A 1,247-nucleotide genomic window follows, 5' to 3' on the forward strand; every position below is an offset into this window, starting at 1 on the left:
GATTCAAGCGTTTCTGACAGTTTTCCAGAAAGCTCCAGGCCAGATGCCCGACACCCGGCCCGACATCGGTGTACAAGTCGACGAAAATCAGATCGGCCGGTTCAGCCGTATCGAGCAACTCCAGCGCATCGCCGACGCGGATGTACAGCCGCGGATCGTCATCCAGCCCCAGGTATTCGATGGCCAGGCGCGGTACGTCAGGGCGCAGCTCGATGGCTTCGACATCTTCCAGTGGCAGGAACTTCAAGCAAGCCTGGGTCAGTGTCCCAGCACCAAGGCCGAGGAACAGCGCGCTTTCCGGCTGCTCGTGGCACAGCGCACCAATCAGCATCGCGCGGGTGTAATCGTACTCGAGCCAGCTAGGGTCGGCGGTGAACACGCAGCTCTGTTCGATGGCGTCACCGAACTCCAGAAAACGGTAATCGGCCACTTCCAGCACGCGAATCACGCCGAACTCATCCTGCACCTCGGCGAGCAGATGCTCGACGCGCTCCTCAGTCATTTCGTCTCCTGATCGTTACCGGCCCCGGCAACACGATAAACCGCAACATAAAGCGGCAAAGGCGCGATTGTCCGCGAAGCGACGGGAGCAGGTCACGCACTAATTGCTGATAACATAACCGTCCGAGCGTAAAACACTAGAGACTGCGATGAGCCAACCCTGGAGCCCTGACAGCTGGCGCGCCCTGCCGATCCAGCAACAACCTCAATACCCCGACGCGGCGCATTTGCTGCACGTCGAGCAAACCCTGGCGAGCTATCCGCCACTGGTGTTTGCCGGTGAAGCGCGGGAGTTGCGCCGTCAGTTTGCCGAAGTCACCCAGGGCCGGGCATTTCTGTTGCAGGGCGGCGACTGCGCCGAAAGCTTCGCCGAATTCTCCGCCGCGAAAATTCGCGACACCTTTAAAGTGTTGCTGCAAATGGCGATCGTCATGACCTTCGCCGCCGGTTGCCCGGTGGTCAAAGTCGGACGCATGGCCGGTCAGTTCGCCAAACCCCGTTCGGCCAACGATGAAACCATCAACGGCGTGACGCTGCCGGCCTACCGTGGCGACATCGTCAACGGCATCGGTTTCGACGAAAAAAGCCGCGTACCGGACCCGGATCGCCTGCTGCAGTCCTACCACCAGTCCACCGCGACCCTGAACCTGCTGCGCGCCTTTGCCCAGGGCGGCTTTGCCGATCTGCATCAGGTACACAAATGGAACCTGGACTTCATCGCCAACTCGGCACTGGCCGAGAAATAC

At 60.5% G+C, this 1,247-nt stretch carries 2 protein-coding genes; one reads left to right on the plus strand and one right to left on the minus strand.

Annotated elements, in window-relative coordinates:
• Positions 1 to 502: spermidine synthase (locus AC1DLB_RS30335; protein WP_477786321.1), on the minus strand; the 502-nt coding region annotated here is incomplete at its 3' end.
• Between the two features lie 148 nt (positions 503 to 650).
• Here AC1DLB_RS30335 and AC1DLB_RS30340 point away from each other — a divergent pair.
• The coding region (locus AC1DLB_RS30340) for a 3-deoxy-7-phosphoheptulonate synthase (RefSeq protein ID WP_477786322.1) at positions 651 to 1,247 on the plus strand (597 nt) is incomplete at its 3' end.

Source organism: Pseudomonas sp. 05N434, assembly GCF_056396965.1.